At 43.5% G+C, this 17643-nt stretch carries 17 protein-coding genes; 16 read left to right on the top strand and 1 reads right to left on the bottom strand.

Going from position 1 to position 17643, the window contains the following annotated elements; translation table 11 throughout:
* Positions 1 to 28: 28 nt before the first annotated feature.
* A complete protein-coding gene (gene queG / locus M1F25_RS19310) occupies positions 29 to 1210 on the bottom strand; it encodes a tRNA epoxyqueuosine(34) reductase QueG (protein WP_094961671.1) in 1182 nt (393 codons plus the stop codon).
* A gap of 288 nt (positions 1211 to 1498) precedes the next feature.
* Here queG and tsaE point away from each other — a divergent pair, with 288 nt between their 5' ends.
* The 16 genes from tsaE to rplI all read left to right on the top strand — a co-directional run bounded on the left by tsaE (position 1499) and on the right by rplI (position 17602).
* Positions 1499 to 1963 carry a tRNA (adenosine(37)-N6)-threonylcarbamoyltransferase complex ATPase subunit type 1 TsaE gene (gene tsaE / locus M1F25_RS19305; RefSeq protein ID WP_004906013.1) on the top strand — a complete coding sequence of 155 codons (465 nt, stop codon included), beginning with the start codon at positions 1499 to 1501 and terminating at the stop codon, positions 1961 to 1963.
* A gap of 14 nt (positions 1964 to 1977) precedes the next feature.
* The gene (gene amiB, locus M1F25_RS19300; RefSeq protein ID WP_181488783.1) at positions 1978 to 3264 is read left to right on the top strand and encodes an N-acetylmuramoyl-L-alanine amidase AmiB; all 1287 of its coding nucleotides are present in this window, start codon (positions 1978 to 1980) and stop codon (positions 3262 to 3264) included.
* A gap of 9 nt (positions 3265 to 3273) precedes the next feature.
* On the top strand, positions 3274 to 5244 hold the full coding sequence (gene mutL / locus M1F25_RS19295; protein WP_181488781.1) for a DNA mismatch repair endonuclease MutL: 1971 nt from the start codon (positions 3274 to 3276) through the stop codon (positions 5242 to 5244).
* Positions 5237 to 6178, top strand: a complete 942-nt coding sequence (gene miaA, locus M1F25_RS19290) for a tRNA (adenosine(37)-N6)-dimethylallyltransferase MiaA (RefSeq protein WP_004906008.1) — start codon at positions 5237 to 5239, stop codon at positions 6176 to 6178. Before mutL ends, miaA begins: the two co-directional genes overlap by 8 nt.
* 107 nt (positions 6179 to 6285) lie before the next feature.
* Positions 6286 to 6579, top strand: coding sequence for an RNA chaperone Hfq (hfq, locus tag M1F25_RS19285; protein ID WP_004906005.1), 294 nt, complete (start codon positions 6286 to 6288; stop codon positions 6577 to 6579).
* Positions 6580 to 6671: 92 nt separating this feature from the next.
* Positions 6672 to 7952 carry a ribosome rescue GTPase HflX gene (hflX, locus tag M1F25_RS19280; protein WP_004906004.1) on the top strand — a complete coding sequence of 427 codons (1281 nt, stop codon included), beginning with the start codon at positions 6672 to 6674 and terminating at the stop codon, positions 7950 to 7952.
* A 133-nt stretch (positions 7953 to 8085) separates the two neighbouring features.
* The gene (gene hflK, locus M1F25_RS19275; protein WP_094961668.1) at positions 8086 to 9291 is read left to right on the top strand and encodes an FtsH protease activity modulator HflK; all 1206 of its coding nucleotides are present in this window, start codon (positions 8086 to 8088) and stop codon (positions 9289 to 9291) included.
* Between the two features lie 2 nt (positions 9292 to 9293).
* The gene (gene hflC, locus M1F25_RS19270; protein WP_004905999.1) at positions 9294 to 10295 is read left to right on the top strand and encodes a protease modulator HflC; all 1002 of its coding nucleotides are present in this window, start codon (positions 9294 to 9296) and stop codon (positions 10293 to 10295) included.
* A 279-nt stretch (positions 10296 to 10574) separates the two neighbouring features.
* A complete protein-coding gene (locus M1F25_RS19265) occupies positions 10575 to 11876 on the top strand; it encodes an adenylosuccinate synthase (protein ID WP_004905994.1) in 1302 nt (433 codons plus the stop codon).
* Positions 11877 to 12207: 331 nt separating this feature from the next.
* Positions 12208 to 12630, top strand: coding sequence for a nitric oxide-sensing transcriptional repressor NsrR (gene nsrR, locus M1F25_RS19260; RefSeq protein WP_004907407.1), 423 nt, complete (start codon positions 12208 to 12210; stop codon positions 12628 to 12630).
* Between the two features lie 42 nt (positions 12631 to 12672).
* A complete protein-coding gene (rnr, locus tag M1F25_RS19255) occupies positions 12673 to 15141 on the top strand; it encodes a ribonuclease R (protein ID WP_036958793.1) in 2469 nt (822 codons plus the stop codon).
* Between the two features lie 114 nt (positions 15142 to 15255).
* On the top strand, positions 15256 to 16005 hold the full coding sequence (rlmB, locus tag M1F25_RS19250) for a 23S rRNA (guanosine(2251)-2'-O)-methyltransferase RlmB (RefSeq protein WP_004905989.1): 750 nt from the start codon (positions 15256 to 15258) through the stop codon (positions 16003 to 16005).
* 155 nt (positions 16006 to 16160) lie between these two features.
* On the top strand, positions 16161 to 16556 hold the full coding sequence (gene rpsF, locus M1F25_RS19245; protein ID WP_004905988.1) for a 30S ribosomal protein S6: 396 nt from the start codon (positions 16161 to 16163) through the stop codon (positions 16554 to 16556).
* 8 nt (positions 16557 to 16564) lie between these two features.
* Positions 16565 to 16882 (top strand): primosomal replication protein N, encoded by a 318-nt coding sequence (priB, locus tag M1F25_RS19240; protein ID WP_094961667.1) that lies wholly within the window; start codon positions 16565 to 16567, stop codon positions 16880 to 16882.
* A 4-nt stretch (positions 16883 to 16886) separates the two neighbouring features.
* Entirely contained in the window at positions 16887 to 17114 is a 228-nt protein-coding gene (gene rpsR, locus M1F25_RS19235; RefSeq protein WP_000135199.1) for a 30S ribosomal protein S18, read from the top strand.
* Positions 17115 to 17152: 38 nt separating this feature from the next.
* Positions 17153 to 17602, top strand: a complete 450-nt coding sequence (gene rplI, locus M1F25_RS19230) for a 50S ribosomal protein L9 (protein ID WP_004905983.1) — start codon at positions 17153 to 17155, stop codon at positions 17600 to 17602.
* The last annotated feature ends 41 nt before the right edge of the window (positions 17603 to 17643 follow it).

Below are 17643 nucleotides of genomic sequence, written 5' to 3'. Positions count from 1 at the left end.
TCATTTCAGGTATATAGCTGACTTTTTTCTATGCATCTCTCGGTAAACCTTTGTTAATAGCACGTACAAGGCGTTTTTGCTGTGAAGTTTGAATTGTGACTTGGTTTGCATTACGTCGATTAAGCTGTTGTTGTATAGACCATTGGAAGTGCTCATCTAGCATTTCGTTAATTCCCAACCTATTTTGTAAAGCCAGTACAATACTGTCTTGATAAGGTGCGTTACCTAGCGCCACACTGATATTTCGCAACCACTTAATATAACCAATGCGGCGGATTGCAGAGCCTTCGGTCACCTTTAAAAAGGTTTTTTCATCCCATGAGAACAAGTCGAGCAACTTTGGTGTATGTAAGTCCTTTCTTGGACTGAAATCATCTTCATCAGTTAGCTGGGAAAAACGGTTCCACGGGCAAATAAGCTGGCAGTCATCACAACCGTAGATCCGATTTCCCATTAGAGGGCGAAATTCTTCAGGGATAGCACTATCTAGCTCAATGGTAAGATAAGAAATACAGCGCCTAGCATCTACGGTGTAAGGTTCGACAATTGCACCTGTTGGGCAAGTTGTCATACAAGCAACACAGCGGCCGCAATCTTCTTCGACAGGTTTATCAACAGAAACGGGTAAATTAATCAATAATTCACCGAGAAAAAACCAAGATCCTGCTTCACGATTTAAGACTAATGAATGTTTTCCTGTCCATCCTAAACCCGCTTTGACGGCGAGAGGGCGCTCTAAGATTGGCGCAGAGTCGACAAAAGGTCGAAAATTAAGATCGTCAATGGTGGTGCCATCGGCCAGTATCACTCCGTTAAATTCACGACAATAGTCTAAAATACGATCTGAAAGTTGTTTTAGACGTTTTTTTAATAATTTGTGGTAGTCTCGCCCTAGGGCATAACGGCTGATATAACCTAATTCAGGGTTATTTAATGTACTAGCAAATGCGGCTTTGGCAGGCAAGTAATTCATACGCACGCTAATGACACGTAACGTGCCAGGGTGCAGTTCGTGTGGTCTGGCTCGCATCATCCCATGGCGATTCATCCATTCCATCTCACCATGAAATTGTTTATCTAGCCATGCTTGTAATTTGGGCTCTTCCGCTGAAAGGTCAGTATCGCAGATCCCGACTTGTTGGAAACCTGCTTCAACACCCCATTGTTTAATATTCTGAGCGAGAAGATCGAGATCGAGGTATCTTGGCATCAGATCCTATATTGAGAAAGATTAAAACGGCTGGCACTCTAACATGACCTGCGTTATTCATCAAAACGCATGAAAAAATGCCTTCAATATTGAGAACAATTATAGGATATTTCTGAACTCATCATTCAAGCAATGTTAATTAAGAAAAAAGCCCCATCTTAGGTTAAGATAAGCAGTAATATTGATGTTTGTTGATATCTCTTTATGCATTTTGATCAGCAAGATAAACTATGCATTTAAAGGATAAACAGGCGACACCGCCTATTAATGACATAATAAAAGAACAATATGAAAGAACGTACAATACAACTTGCCAATGAAGCGCAAACTGTCGCTTTAGGTAATGCTATCGCTAAAGCTTGCCATCAAGGCACAATTATTCACTTATATGGTGATCTCGGAGCAGGGAAAACCACCTTTAGCCGAGGTTTCTTACAAGCGCTGGGCCATCAAGGTCACGTAAAAAGCCCAACCTACACTTTGGTTGAACCTTATGAATTAGCAGATCGTCAAGTTTTTCACTTTGATCTCTATCGGTTAGCAGACCCTGAAGAACTTGAATTTATGGGGATTCGTGACTATTTTTCTGGAAATTCGATCTGTTTGGTCGAATGGCCGCAACAAGGTAAAGGTTTTTTACCTGAAGCGGATCTTGAGCTCCATCTGACCTATCAAGGCGAAGGGCGTCAGGCTCACTTTGTTGCTTTTTCTGCCAATGGGGAGTCGTTGTTAGAAGCATTACCCCTACTCTAAGGAAGCTATTGCTCATGTTGAATGCATCAATCCACAGAATAACAAAAAAGGGTTTTTTTACTGTTTTCGTCTTGTTTATGGCATTAGCTATGTGGCTGTTTGGAGCAAAAGCACAAGCGGCAACATTATCAAATATTCAAGTTAATAACAGCCCATCACAAGCAGAAGTGGTGCTAAGTTTTATTGATGGTAAGCCCGACTACTCCTATTTCCCATTGCATTCACCTGAGCGCCTTGTTGTTGATATTAAACAACGAGGTGAGATTATTGGTTTACCACTTAAAGTTCCCGCGGGGGATCTTGTAAAACTGGTACGGGCGAGCCAACCTTCTGATAACCAACACAAACGCTTAGTGTTAGAGCTATCTCGCGCAGCGAAAACAAAAGCGGTACTTAAACAGGTTTCAGGTGAATATCAGTTGGTGTTAACGATATCGACTGGAAATGCATCCGGTTCTACCTCTTTTAATCAAACCAATAATACGGTTAAACCAGCGGCAAATAATACTCAAGATAAACCATTGAAGATGAGTAATCCTGCACCTGTGGCTACACCAACACCAACCAAATATAAAAATATGCCAAAGGGTAGCAAGCAGGTCGTCATTGCTATTGATGCAGGGCACGGTGGAAAAGACCCTGGTGCGATAGGCAAGAATGGTTATAAAGAAAAAGATGTGACTCTCAGTGTCGCACGTAAATTATATCAACGCCTTGAAGCCGACCCAATGTTTAAGCCCGCGATGACACGTGACGGTGACTATTTTATTTCTGTTAGTGGTCGTTCTGATGTGGCACGTAAGAAAGGGGCTAATATGTTGGTGTCAATTCACGCGGACTCGGCTCCGAATAGCAGTGCACGGGGCGCATCAGTATGGGTATTGTCTAATCGGCGTGCAAACAGTGAACTGGGTAGTTGGCTGGAACAACGTGAAAAACAATCGGAATTATTAGGTGGGGCGGGTGATGCACTGAGTGGCGCGGACCCTTACTTAAGCCAAGCCGTTTTAGATTTACAATTCGGTCATTCTCAGCGTGTGGGGTACGATGTTGCAGTTAAAGTGATCGAACAGCTGCGAAAAGTAGGTAATATTCACAAAAGAACCCCTGAACATGCAAGCTTAGGTGTATTGCGTTCTCCTGATATCCCATCGATTTTAGTCGAAACTGGGTTTATTAGTAATGCAGCGGAAGAGCAGTTGCTAAAATCGAATGAATTCCAAGACAAAGTTGCAGAAGCTATCCATTTAGGGTTACGTCAATATTTCTTGGCGAATCCAATACAAGCAGCGCCACAATAAGGGGGAGGCATGGCTATACATATTCTATCCCCACAACTTGCCAACCAAATCGCAGCAGGTGAGGTGGTTGAAAGGCCTGCGTCAGTGGTTAAAGAGCTCGTTGAGAATAGTCTTGATGCAGGGGCAACGCGTATTGATATCGACATTGAGCGCGGCGGAGAAAAACTGATCCGTATTCGTGATAATGGTTGTGGTATCCGTAAAGATGAACTGATTTTGGCTTTAGCTCGCCATGCGACCAGTAAAATTGCCACATTAGATGATCTTGAAGCCATTATGAGTATGGGGTTTCGCGGTGAGGCACTAGCGAGTATCAGTTCTGTTTCACGTTTAACGTTGACATCAAAGCCTGCAGACCAGACAGAAGCATGGCAATCCTATGCCGAAGGTCGGGATATGGAGGTAATAGTTAAACCCGCAGCGCATCCCAATGGCACAACGGTTGAAGTATTAGATTTATTCTATAATACGCCAGCTCGTCGTAAATTTATGCGCACAGAAAAAACTGAATTCGGTCATATCGATGAAATTGTTCGCCGAATTGCGCTTTCTCGCCCTGATGTGGCTATCAACCTGACTCACAATGGGAAATTAGTAAAGCAATACCGAGCGGCTCATGATGAGGCACAGCAAGAGAGGCGCCTTGGGACGATTTGTGGAACGGGCTTTATGCAAGGCGCTTTGGCGTTGTCTTGGGAACATAGCGATCTTGCTATCAAAGGGTGGGTCGTTTCTCCATCAATGACGTCGGGTAGTGAAACACAATATTGCTATGTCAATGGCCGTATGATGCGTGATCGCCTGATTAATCATGCTATTCGTCAAGCTTATGAAGGGCATTTAGACGAAAACCAGCAGCCAGCTTATGTCCTGTATTTGACCATTGACCCAAAACAAGTTGATGTTAACGTACACCCAGCAAAACATGAGGTTCGTTTTCACCAAGCTCGTCTGGTACATGATTTTATTTATCAAGCGGTACGAACAGTATTATTAGAAGCCGCATCTATTGATGAGCTTCCGGGTATCGAACCTGTAAATACAGAACTGGAAAATCGGCCTTCTGCGGGAGAAAATTATTTTTCTTCTCCTAGTGTGGCTCCTAAGCAACATAAGGCAGAAGACAAGACGATAGTCGAGAATACCCTTCTAGAGCCTAAAACACCTTATAAGCAGGCTAGCCACTTAAAGGATAATGCTAAAAATCACGCTTTTTCTTCGCCGAAATCAACGTCAGGTTTTTCAGAAAATGTACCAGCAAAAACGTTTGGCTCAACTTATGACAAAAAAGCAGGCGAACTGTATCAGAGCTTAATGTCCATTCCGGTTGCTCCTGAAGATAAAAAGCCGCTTTTTCCTGAACGTAACCCAATCAGTTCACCGCAAATATCCTCACAACCTGTAGCAAAAAATGCGGATAACTACCTTTTTGGCAAAGTATTGACAATTTACGCAAAAAACTTTGCATTAATTGAGTCTTCGTTGGGGCTAATCCTGTTATCCTTAACGGAAGCTAATTATTTATTGAAGTTGTCACAATTGTCACCGAGTGGTGGAGCCTTAAAGCCCCAACCATTGTTAATACCTCTAAAATTGTCACTTAAAAATGATGAAATAGAGGTTTTACAGCGGTACAAGGAACAATTGACAATATTTGGTATCGAAGCCACGATATTACATGGAAAAGTAACAATTCATACGGTATCGTTACCATTAAGAACACAAAATTTATCACAGCTTTTTTCTGAGCTACTCGATTTTTTATCGAGAAAAGAAAGTGTCACTGACGAAGAGATAGCACAATGGCTCGCTAAAGCAGTTTCACAGGTTAAAACAGAAGAAAGTTGGAGTTTAGCACAGGCTGTTCAGTTGCTGGCTGATGTTGAGCGGGTATGTCCGCAGTGGGTGAAAAACCCTCCACCAACATTATTACAATTAATTAATTTACAATCCGTGGTAGCTACACTAACAAATGAGTGATTTAGCAACTCAGAAAAAACCTGACGCAATATTCCTAATGGGTCCGACGGCCTCAGGTAAAACCGCTTTGGCGATAGAACTTCGCAAGCATTTGCCTGTGGAAATTATTAGTGTCGATTCGGCATTAATTTACCGAGGGATGGATATTGGCACAGCAAAACCAACAACAGAAGAACTCAGCCAAGCTCCCCATCGTCTGATTGATATCCTCGATCCGTCTCTACCATACAGTGCTGCCGATTTTCGCCGTGACGCATTAAATGCCATGGCTGAAATTACCTCACAAGGTAAAATTCCATTATTAGTTGGCGGCACAATGTTGTATTTTAAAGCCTTATTAGAAGGGCTTTCACCTCTTCCTTCAGCTGACCAAGCAGTTCGTACTGAAATTGAACACATTGCGAAAGAACAAGGGTGGGGGGAAATTCACCGTCGTCTTACTGAGGTTGACCCAGTTGCCGCGGCAAGGATTCACCCTAACGACCCACAAAGATTATCCCGTGCTTTAGAGGTATATCTCATTTCGGGACAAACTTTGACTGAAATGATACAAACAGCAGGGGAAGAATTGCCTTATAATGTGTTTCAGTTTGCTATTGCGCCACAAGATCGTAAAATTTTACATGAGCGCATAGAACAACGTTTTCATCTGATGATAGATGCGGGTTTTGAAGAAGAAGTTCGCAAGTTACATCAACGAAATGATTTACATGTTGACCTCCCTTCAATTCGTTGTGTGGGGTATCGGCAAATGTGGTCATATTTAGATGGTGAAATTGGCCATGATGAAATGATTTATCGGGGGATTTGTGCAACTCGCCAATTGGCAAAACGTCAAATTACCTGGTTAAGAAGCTGGGAGAATGTTCATTGGCTAGATAGTGAACAACCTCAGCAAGCGCTTAGCACCGTTATGCAGGTTATGCGTGCATAGGACTGATGTTTGTGTACAATTAGAACGTTAAGCGCAATTTTTGAGTAGTTACTTTTTGGAATCTAAAAGATTCTCTTTTAAAAACAACAAAATAAGGAAAACATAGAATGGCTAAGGGGCAATCTTTGCAAGATCCGTTCCTGAACGCATTACGTCGTGAAAGGGTTCCGGTCTCTATTTATCTCGTTAATGGCATCAAATTGCAGGGGCAAATTGAGTCTTTTGACCAATTTGTCATTTTATTAAAAAACACAGTTAGCCAGATGGTTTATAAACACGCTATCTCGACTGTTGTCCCTGCTCGCCCTGTTTCTCATCATAGCGGTACTGCGGGTAGCACTGGTAATGGTAATTACCATTCAGGTAACCCTGCAGCGCAAGATGGCGAAGTAACTGAGTAAGTTTGTACGCTAAAAGACAAGGAAAGCATGGGTAGGGAGACTGTACCTGTGTTTTTCCTTTGCAATTATTGTTTAGCCTAAGAGGTTACACCTTGTTTGATAGGTATGAAGGCGGTGAACTAGCTGTATTAGTCCATGTCTTTTTTTCTCAAGAGAAAGACGTTGATAATCTGGCAGAATTTGAGTCACTTGTGACATCTGCTGGGGTAAAACCAGTACAAATAGTCACGGGCAGTCGTAAAGCTCCTCATCCAAAGTTTTTTGTTGGGGAAGGTAAAGCAGAAGAAATTGCCCAAGCTGTTGAGGAAAGTGGTGCAGATGTGGTGTTGTTTAATCATACTCTAAGCCCTGCTCAAGAACGTAATCTCGAAAGGATTTGCCAATGTAAGGTGGTTGACCGTACAGGGGTAATTTTAGATATTTTTGCTCAACGCGCACGTACACACGAAGGTAAGCTTCAAGTTGAATTGGCTCAATTAAGGCATTTATCGACTCGCTTAGTGAGGGGATGGACGCACTTAGAGCGACAAAAAGGCGGGATTGGTTTACGAGGCCCCGGTGAAACTCAACTTGAAACTGACCGCCGGCTATTAAGAGATAAAATTAAACAAATCTTATCTCGTCTTAGTCGGGTGGAAAAACAGCGTGAACAAGGGCGTCAAGCGAGAAGTAAGGCAGATATCCCGACTATTTCGCTTGTCGGTTATACCAATGCTGGTAAGTCTAGCTTGTTTAACCGCATGACGGCCGCTGATGTTTATGCTGCTGACCAGTTATTTGCAACACTTGACCCAACACTTCGTCGTATTGATGTAGAAGATGTTGGTGTTGTCGTTCTTGCAGATACTGTGGGTTTTATCCGCCATTTACCCCATGATTTGGTTGCAGCTTTTAAAGCAACCCTGCAAGAAACACGTGAAGCAACGTTATTGCTGCACGTTATCGATGCAGCTGACAATCGCTTGGATGAAAATATTCATGCAGTTGAAAGTGTGTTAGAAGAAATCGAAGCGGATGAAATACCAACACTTTTAGTGATGAACAAAGTTGATATGCTGGAGGATTTTGTCCCGCGTATTGACAGAGATGAGGATAACAAGCCGGTTCGTGTCTGGGTTTCAGCGCAAACGGGTGATGGTATCCCATTGTTGCTACAGGCATTGACGGAACGTCTTTCAGGTGAAATCGCACATGTTGAATTGCGTTTACCACCGAATGAAGGCCGTTTACGTAGCCGTTTCTATCAACTTCAGTCAATCGAACGTGAATGGCAGGAAGAAGACGGCTCAATTGGCCTTGAGGTGCGTATGCCAATGGTGGATTGGCGGCGTCTGTGCAAACAAGAGCAGCAATTACCTGACTATGTTATTTAATCGCTTTGGTTATTAATAATGCTTTGGCCGTTAATAATTTGGCCGTTAATAATATAGTTAGGCAATGGAATTGATATTAAGAGCCCTATCGCTCTTAGCCCTGAAAATCAATCATAAAGAATGGAGCTAAAACATGGCGTGGAATCAGCCCGGTAATGACGGACAAGACCGCGATCCGTGGGGAAGCGGCAATAAAGGCGGCAACTCTGGCGGGAACAAAGGTGGTCGAAAACGTGGGGCTTATGATCTCGACGATCTCTTTCGTAAACTAGGCAGCAAGCTTGGTGGAAATAAAGGCGGCGGTGGTGATGGTGATAATAAACAACCATCACAAATCAGTGGCCGTTTAGGTATGTTAGCTCTTGCTGCTATCGTTGTTGTATGGGCAGGTTCAGGCTTCTACACCATCAAAGAAAGTGACCGTGGCGTAGTATTACGTTTTGGTGAATATAGTGGTATTGTTGGGCCTGGTTTGAACTGGAAACCAACCTTCATTGATAGGGTCATTCCTGTCAACGTAGAAACCGTACGTGAACAAGCGACAAATGGCATGATGTTAACGTCAGATGAAAACGTGATCCGCGTTGAAATGAACGTTCAATATCGTGTTACCGACCCTGCGCAATATTTATTTAGTGTCACAAACCCAGACAATAGTCTGCGTCAGGCGCTAGATAGTGCTGTGCGTGGTGTAATCGGTCAGTCTGCGATGGAGCAAGTACTGACTACGAATCGTGCTTTTATCCGTGATGTTACACAAAAAGAGCTCGAAGCAACAATTGCACCATACAAGATGGGTATCACACTGCTTGACGTCAACTTCCAAGCAGCACGTCCACCTGAAGATGTTAAAGCGGCATTTGATGACGTAATCTCAGCAAGGGAAGAAGAACAAAAAACCATTCGTGAAGCGCACGCTTATCGAAATGAAGTTCTTCCACTGGCAAAAGGTAACGCACAACGCCTAATTGAAGAAGCTGAAGCGTATAAAGCGAGTGTGGTCTTCAAAGCAGAGGGTGAGGTGGCAAGTTTTGCGAAAATGTTACCTGAATATCGTGCTGCGCCAGAAATCACCCGTGAGCGTTTGTATATCGACACAATGGAGCGTGTGTTAAGTAATACACGTAAAGTGATTGCGAATGATAAGAGCAACAGCATGTTAGTGCTGCCGCTGGATCAAATCATGCGCGGTACAAATTCAGATGCGGCTTCAACGTCAAAAGCTAATCCGTCAGCAAGAATGGCGACGCCAAGCAATAGTTCGTCATCATCTGCTGCAACACCAGCACAGCCAAACAACGCTGTTCGTGGTGATGCTGTTAGAGTAGGGAGACAATAATCATGCGTAAATCGCTAATTGTTATCGTTATTGCCATCTTGGCAGTTGCATACGCATCTATCTTTATTGTTCCTCAAACTGACCGCGGTATCGTATTGCGTTTTGGTAAAGTTCTACGTGACTCTGAAAACAAACCGATCATTTATGAGCCGGGTCTGCATTTCAAAGTTCCATTTATTGAAACTGTGAAAATGTTGGATGCACGTATTCAGACTCTTGAAATTCAAGCTGACCGCTATCTGACAAGTGAAAACAAAGACTTAATGGTGGACTCCTACCTGAAATGGCGTGTTACTGATTTCAGTCGTTATTATGTAGCGACTGGCGGTGGTAATCCATTCCAAGCGGAAACCCTGTTAAAACGTAAATTTAGTGACCGTTTACGTTCTGAGTTTGGTCGTTTAAGCGTTAAAGACATTATCACTGATTCACGTGGTCGTTTAACTGTTGATGTGCGTGATGCTTTGAACAAAGGTACTGCAATTGACGACTCAACAAAAGAAGCGGATGCAGCGATTGCGGATGCAGCAAAACGTGTTGAAGAGGAAACGAACCTGAAGCCACTGGTTGTGAATGCAAACAGTATGGCGGCGTTGGGTATCGAGGTTGTCGATGTACGTATTAAACGTATTGAGCTGCCAAACGAAGTTTCTGAAGCTATCTATGCGCGTATGCGTGCAGAACGTGAAGCAGTTGCACGTCAACATCGTTCACAAGGTCAAGAAGAAGCGACTAAGATCCGCGCTGTTGCAGATAAAACAGTAACAGAAACGTTGGCTGAAGCAGAGCGTACCGCACTGACTTACCGAGGTGAAGGTGATGCGATGGCAACGAAACTGTTTGCTGATGCATTCAACCAAGATCCCGAGTTCTATGCGTTTATTCGTAGCTTGCGTGCCTATGAGCAAAGCTTCAAGAGTGGTGAAGACGTGATGGTATTAAGCCCAGACACTGATTTCTTCCGCTTTATGAAGGCACCAACTAAGCTTCGCGCGACAGATTAATAACAAGCTAAGTTGCGTGCAACCTAGCAAAATAACTGTTAATCTATTAAAGAAAAGCCCGCTTCGGTGGGCTTTTTTTCGCCTGTCGTTTTAAGTATAGGATTTTTCAGGGAAAATTTGAGCTGCTCAACTGATGGCATTCATTTTGAGTTTACGGCAGAAATAAAAAATACCATTTTACTTGCTTTCCAGAAAAAATTTTTGTATTGCCAAAATATCACTGGAACAGTTCATTTTTGATGGTAGAATTCATTTTTAAGCAACCGAGTGTATTTCAAAATGGGTAAGAACGTTGTCGTACTGGGCACCCAATGGGGTGACGAAGGGAAGGGCAAGATCGTTGACTTGCTGACAGAGCGTGCTAAATATGTAGTTCGCTATCAGGGCGGCCATAATGCTGGCCATACTCTTGTTGTAAACGGTGAAAAAACCGTTCTCCACTTAATTCCATCCGGTATTCTTCGTGAAAATGTCATCAGCATTATTGCTAATGGTGTTGTTTTAGCGCCAGACGCATTAATGAAAGAGATGAAAGAATTGGAAGACCGCGGTGTTCCTGTTCGGGAACGTTTACGTCTTTCTGAAGCATGCCCACTGATCCTGCCTTATCATATCGCATTAGATAATGCGCGTGAAAAAGCACGTGGTTCCAAAGCGATTGGGACAACAGGTCGTGGTATTGGTCCTGCTTATGAAGATAAAGTTGCACGTCGTGGTTTGCGCGTTGGTGATTTATTCGATAAAGCAACGTTTGCAGAAAAATTAAAAGAAATCGTTGAATACCACAACTTCCAACTTGTTCATTACTATAAAGAACCTGCTGTCGATTACCAAAAAACGTTAGATGATATTATGGCTGTGGCTGATATCCTAACTGGCATGGTAATTGATGTTTCTGATCTGCTCTATAAAGCAAATCAGAAGAATGAATTAGTGATGTTTGAAGGCGCACAAGGGACATTATTAGATATCGACCACGGTACTTATCCTTATGTAACTTCTTCAAATACGACTGCTGGCGGTGTGGCGACGGGTTCTGGTTTAGGTCCTCGCTATGTAAACTACGTATTAGGTATTATCAAAGCTTACTCAACACGTGTTGGTGCGGGCCCATTCCCTACTGAGCTGTTTGACGAAGTGGGTGAGTTCCTGCGTGAAAAAGGCCAAGAATTTGGTGCAACTACAGGCCGTAAACGCCGTACTGGTTGGTTAGATATCGTTGCGATTAATCGTGCGGTACAAATCAACTCACTGTCAGGCTTCTGTATGACTAAACTGGATGTTTTAGACGGTTTAGAAGAAGTCAAAATTTGTGTAGGCTACCGTCGTCCAGATGGTAAAGTGTTAGAAACAACACCTTTAGCTGCTGATGAGTGGGATGGTTTAGAGCCAGTTTATGAATCAATGCCAGGTTGGAAAGAAACAACTTTTGGTGTGAAACAAAGAGAATTACTGCCACAAGCAGCTCTGAATTACATCGAACGTGTTGAAGAACTCACGGGTATTCCAGTTGATATTATTTCAACGGGCCCAGATCGTTCAGAGACCATGATCCTGCGTGATCCATTTGATGTTGAGTAATAACACTGACTGCGCCTTAAACGGGCGCAGTTTTTTTACTGCTTTACCTCCTTCCAATATGTCGCTTCTTTGATAAAACAGTCAAAATTCCCCATAATGATTGAATTAAGTCACTTTTGTGTGCAAATTCTGTGCAATTAAATGCATATTTGACCTGTGTTATACGTTAAACTGTATTTAGCAACATATAATTTATTAGCATGCTATATTTTATTCAGAAAACTGAATGTGTTGGGTTAGAAATAGTAAATGTGAATTTTAAAAGAAGTCACATGTTTTTAGGCCACTGATTTGCGGCCAACAGCGTTATAGCTAAAATTTTGAGGTGATTGTGCAACTGACTAGTTTTACAGATTATGGGTTACGAGCTCTTATTTATCTGGCTTCTCTGGGTGAAGGGAAAATGACCAGTATTACTGAGGTCACCGAGGTCTACGGTGTATCTCGTAACCATATGGTAAAAATTATTAATCAACTCAGTCACTTAGGTTATATTAAAGCCACTCGTGGCAAAAATGGCGGGATTACACTAGGACAACCAGCAGAATCAATTCGTATAGGGGACGTTGTTAGAGCATTAGAACCCCTGACTCTTGTTAATTGTAGTGGCGAGTTTTGCCACATTACACCTGCGTGTCGTTTAAAAGGTGTGCTACACCAAGCAATACAGCAGTTTTTACAAGAACTTGATCAATACACGCTGGCGGACATGGTGAAAGATAACAGCCCGCTCTATCAACTACTGCTTGATTAGCATTTGCGGTAGTTATGAATTCTGATGACAACGGAGGTAACGATGTCACAAGATCCTTTTCAGGAAAGAGAAGCAGAAAAATACGAGTCCCCAATTCCAAGTCGAGAATATATTCTTGACCTTATCTCGAAGCGTACTGCACCAGCTAACCGCGAAGAAATCGCACAATTATTGAATTTATCGACAGAAGATGAATTAGAGGCATTACGTCGTCGGTTAAGAGCCATGGAACGTGATGGTCAACTGGTCTTCACTCGCCGTCAGTGTTATGCATTACCGGAGCGTTTAGACTTATTAAAAGGGAAAGTCATTGGCCACCGTGATGGTTACGGCTTCCTACGTGTTGATGGTAAAAAAGAAGATTACTATTTATCTCAAGATGAAATGAAACGCGCCATGCATGGGGACGTTATCTTGGCGCAACCTTATGGGCAAGATCGTAAAGGGCGTACAGAAGTTCGGGTTGTTCGTGTGTTAGAGCCGCGTAATAACCAAATTGTTGGTCGCTATTTTATCGAATCGGGGATGGGGTTTGTCGTACCGGATGATAGCCGTTTAAGCTTTGATATTTTGATACCGAAAGATCGTGTTCTTGGCGCTCGAATGGGTAATGTGGTGGTGGTTGAATTAGTCACTCGTCCACAACGTCGCTCGCAAGCGGTGGGGAATATCATTGAAGTATTAGGCGAAACAATGGGCACAGGTATGGCGGTGGAAATCGCTTTACGTACTCATGAAATCCCACATTCATGGCCACCACAAGTTGAAAAACAAGTCGCTGACCTAAGTGAACATGTCCCTGAGTCTGCGAAAAAAGGGCGCGTGGATTTACGCGACTTACCGTTAGTCACGATTGATGGTGAAGATGCTCGTGACTTTGATGATGCAGTGTACTGTGCACCGAAGAAAGGCGGTGGCTGGCGCTTATGGGTGGCGATTGCGGATGTAAGCTATTATGTCCGCCCACAAACGGCTCTGGATACAGAAGCGCGTAGCCGCGGTAATTCGGTATATTTCCCATCTCAAGTCGTTCCTATGCTACCGGAAGTCTTATCGAACGGTCTGTGCTCACTTAACCCTGGTGTTGACCGCCTGTGTATGGTGTGTGAAATGACTGTGTCGGCATCTGGTAAGCTTTCTTCATACAAGTTCTATGAAGCGGTTATGAGTTCTCATGCAAGGTTAACTTATACAAAAGTATGGAAAATCTTGGAAGGAGACGAAGAACTGCGCGAGCACTATAAAGCGCTAGTGCCACATATTGAGCATTTGCATCAATTATATAAAGCACTTGATGCTGCACGTATTGAGCGTGGTGCGATTTCTTTTGAATCTGAAGAAGCGAAATTTATTTTTAATGCGGAGCGACGTATTGAAAGTATTGAGCCAGTAGAGCGCAATGATGCACATAAATTGATTGAAGAGTGCATGATTTTGGCTAACATTGCGGCGGCTCGGTTCGTTGAGAAAAATGAAGAGCCTGCATTGTACCGTGTGCATGACCGCCCTAAAGAAGAAAGCGTGATGAATTTACGCTCTGTTTTTAGTGAATTAGGGTTGACTCTGCCGGGCGGAATGAAGCCGGAGCCGAAAGATTATGCGCAGGTAATGAATGAAGTGGCTGAACGCCCTGATCATGAATTACTACAAACCATGATTTTACGATCAATGAAACAAGCGATTTATGATCCTGAAAATCGTGGTCACTTTGGTCTAGGTTTGAAATCGTATGCTCACTTTACATCACCAATTCGTCGTTACCCAGACCTGACGTTACACCGCGGGATAAAATATCTGCTGGCTAAAGAACATGGTCATTCAGATAAACGCTGGACGGAAACGGGTGGCTGGCATTCAGACATGGATAGCATGTTACAGCTTGGCGAGCACTGCTCAATGACTGAGCGCCGTGCTGATGAAGCAACACGTGATGTGGCTGACTGGCTGAAATGTGATTTCATGCAGGACCAAGTAGGCCAAACCTTTACAGGTTTAATTACCAGTGTGACCGGTTTTGGCTTCTTTGTTCGCCTTAATGATTTATTTATTGATGGTTTAGTGCATATTTCAACGTTGGATAATGACTACTATCGTTATGATGCGGTCGGTCAGCGTTTAATTGGTGAATCATCAGGTACCACTTACCGTCTTGGCGATGAAGTGGAAATTCGTGTTGAAGCGGTGCATATGGATGAACGCACCATCGATTTCGCATTAATTTCAACCACTCGTAAAGCGAAAAACCCGGGCAAAACGGCGCGGGACAAAATGAAGCAAGAAGTTAAAAATGCTACACGCCCAGCTCGTCGAAAAGCGGATGCGAGTAAAGATAAAAACTTCGAGCCTGATTCTGCATTTCGTCGTTCCGATAAAAAAGGAAAAAAAGCTGAGGCTAAGCCAGAGGCGAAAGGGAAAGGAAAAGGCAAAAAGCCTTCCGATAAAACCAGAAAAATTACAGCAAAATTAAAAGCTAAACGCGTTGCAAAAAAATCCCAAAAACAAGAGGGATAATGGTATTGCTGTAGTTATTAACCATCGTTATTAACCATCGTTATTAACCATCGTTATTAACCAAAGTGGCGCTAACACGCCACTTTACTATTTATTAATATAAATAAGAAATTTATGAGCGAAATGATTTATGGCATTCACGCAGTGAAAGCCTTACTTGAGCGTTCACCGCAACGCATTAAAGAAGTCTATATTTTGAAAGGTCGTGAAGACCGCCGATTAATGCCGCTGGTGCATGAAATCGAAGCGTTAGGTGTTGTTGTTCAAGTGGCGAACCGTCAATGGATGGATAGCCAAACCGAAGGCGCCGTTCACCAAGGTATCATTGCGAAAGTATTACCGGGTAAACAGTATCAAGAAGGTGATCTGCCTGATTTATTGGAGAACACATCATCGCCATTTTTATTAGTATTAGATGGCGTAACAGACCCACATAACTTAGGCGCGTGTTTACGTAGCGCTGATGCCGCTGGCGTTCATGCTGTGATTGTTCCTAAAGATAAATCTGCTCAGCTTAATGCAACCGCGAAAAAAGTGGCCTGTGGCGCGGCAGAAAATGTTCCACTTATTCGTGTGACGAATCTGGCAAGGACATTGCGTTTGCTACAAGAATACAATGTATGGATTGTGGGAACGGCGGGTGAAGCTGACCATAATTTATACCAAAGCAAATTAACCGGCTCGATAGCCTTAGTTATGGGAGCTGAAGGCGAAGGCATGCGCCGTTTAACTCGTGAGCACTGTGATGAGTTAATTAGTATTCCAATGGCGGGCTCTGTGTCATCATTAAATGTGTCAGTGGCGACAGGGGTTTGTTTATTTGAAGCGGTGCGTCAGCGCTTACCTGTTTCTGTAGAAAAATAATATTTAATGTAAAACGGTATCCATCTCTTGAGTTTTATCTCAGGGATGGGTATAGTTACGCGTCAATTTTTTAGCCGCACTCAATAAGTTCCTTGCCTCCGCGGGCCGCGGTTAACCCAGACAGGAGGCTAATAATCCGTAAGGAGCAACTACTAATGCGTCATTACGAAATCGTTTTTATGGTCCATCCTGACCAAAGCGAACAGGTTCCGGGCATGATCGAGCGTTACAGTGCTGTTATCACTAACGCACAAGGTCAGATTCACCGTCTGGAAGACTGGGGCCGCCGTCAACTGGCTTACCCAATCAATAAACTGCACAAAGCACACTATGTTCTTCTGAACGTAGAAGCGCCGCAGGAAGCGATTGATGAGCTGGAAACTAACTTCCGCTTCAACGATGCCGTTATCCGCAGCATGGTTATGCGCTTAAAACACGCAGTAACAGAAGCTTCTCCAATGGTCAAAGCTAAAGACGAACGTCGTGGCCGTGACATGTCTGATGAATATCAGGATGAAGAAGTAGAAGAAACTGGGGATTCTGAAGAGTAATTGCGCAGGTGACCACTAATCGTTTGGTGTTAACAGGCATAGTCTGTAAAGCATTGATTCGAAAAGTGAGTCCGTCAGGCATTCCTCACTGCCAGTTTGTTTTAGAACATCGTTCACAGCAGCTGGAAGCAGGACTGTTAAGGCAAGCATGGTGCAGAATGCCCATTATCGCCAGCGGACAAACCTTACAAGCCCATACTCACAGTATAACGGTCGGCAGTTGGATTACAGTAAGCGGTTTCATTAGTACCCATCAAGGGCGCAATGGGATCAGCAAGATTGTCCTCCATGCCGAGCAGATTGATTTGATAGATTCTGGAGACTAGCCATATGGCACGTTATTTCCGTCGTCGCAAGTTCTGCCGTTTCACAGCGGAAGGCGTTCAAGAGATCGACTATAAAGATATCGCAACGCTGAAAAACTATATCACTGAAAGTGGTAAAATTGTACCAAGCCGTATCACCGGTACTCGTGCAAAATATCAACGCCAGCTCGCTCGTGCTATCAAGCGCGCTCGCTACCTGTCTCTGTTACCATACACTGATCGTCATCAGTAATTGGTACAGTCCATTAACGACTAATAGAGGATAAGGTAATGCAAGTTATTCTGCTTGATAAAGTAGCTAACCTAGGTAGCCTGGGTGATCAGGTTAACGTTAAATCGGGCTATGCTCGTAACTTCTTAGTTCCACAGGGCAAAGCTGTTCCTGCGACTAAGAAAAACATCGAATTCTTCGAAGCTCGCCGCGCTGAACTGGAAGCTAAATTAGCTGACGTTCTGGCAGCAGCACAGGCTCGTGCAGCAGCTGTTACTGCTCTGGGTTCTGTAACTTTAGCTTCTAAAGCTGGTGACGAAGGTAAACTGTTCGGTTCAATCGGTACTCGTGATATCGCTGACGCAATTACTGCGGCTGGCGTTCAAATCGCGAAAAGCGAAGTTCGCCTGCCAAACGGCGTTCTGCGTACTACTGGTGACCACGAAGTTCACTTCCAGTTACACAGCGATGTTTTCGCAGAGCTGAACGTTATCATCGTTGCTGAGTAATCAATAATGATGATATGCATCACTGGGTTATCCATGATGCG

The sequence above is a fragment of the Providencia sp. PROV109 genome, assembly GCF_033681625.1.
GTDB classification, from domain to species: Bacteria; Pseudomonadota; Gammaproteobacteria; order Enterobacterales; family Enterobacteriaceae; genus Providencia; species Providencia hangzhouensis.
This window is presented reverse-complemented; position numbering and strand designations above follow the sequence as displayed.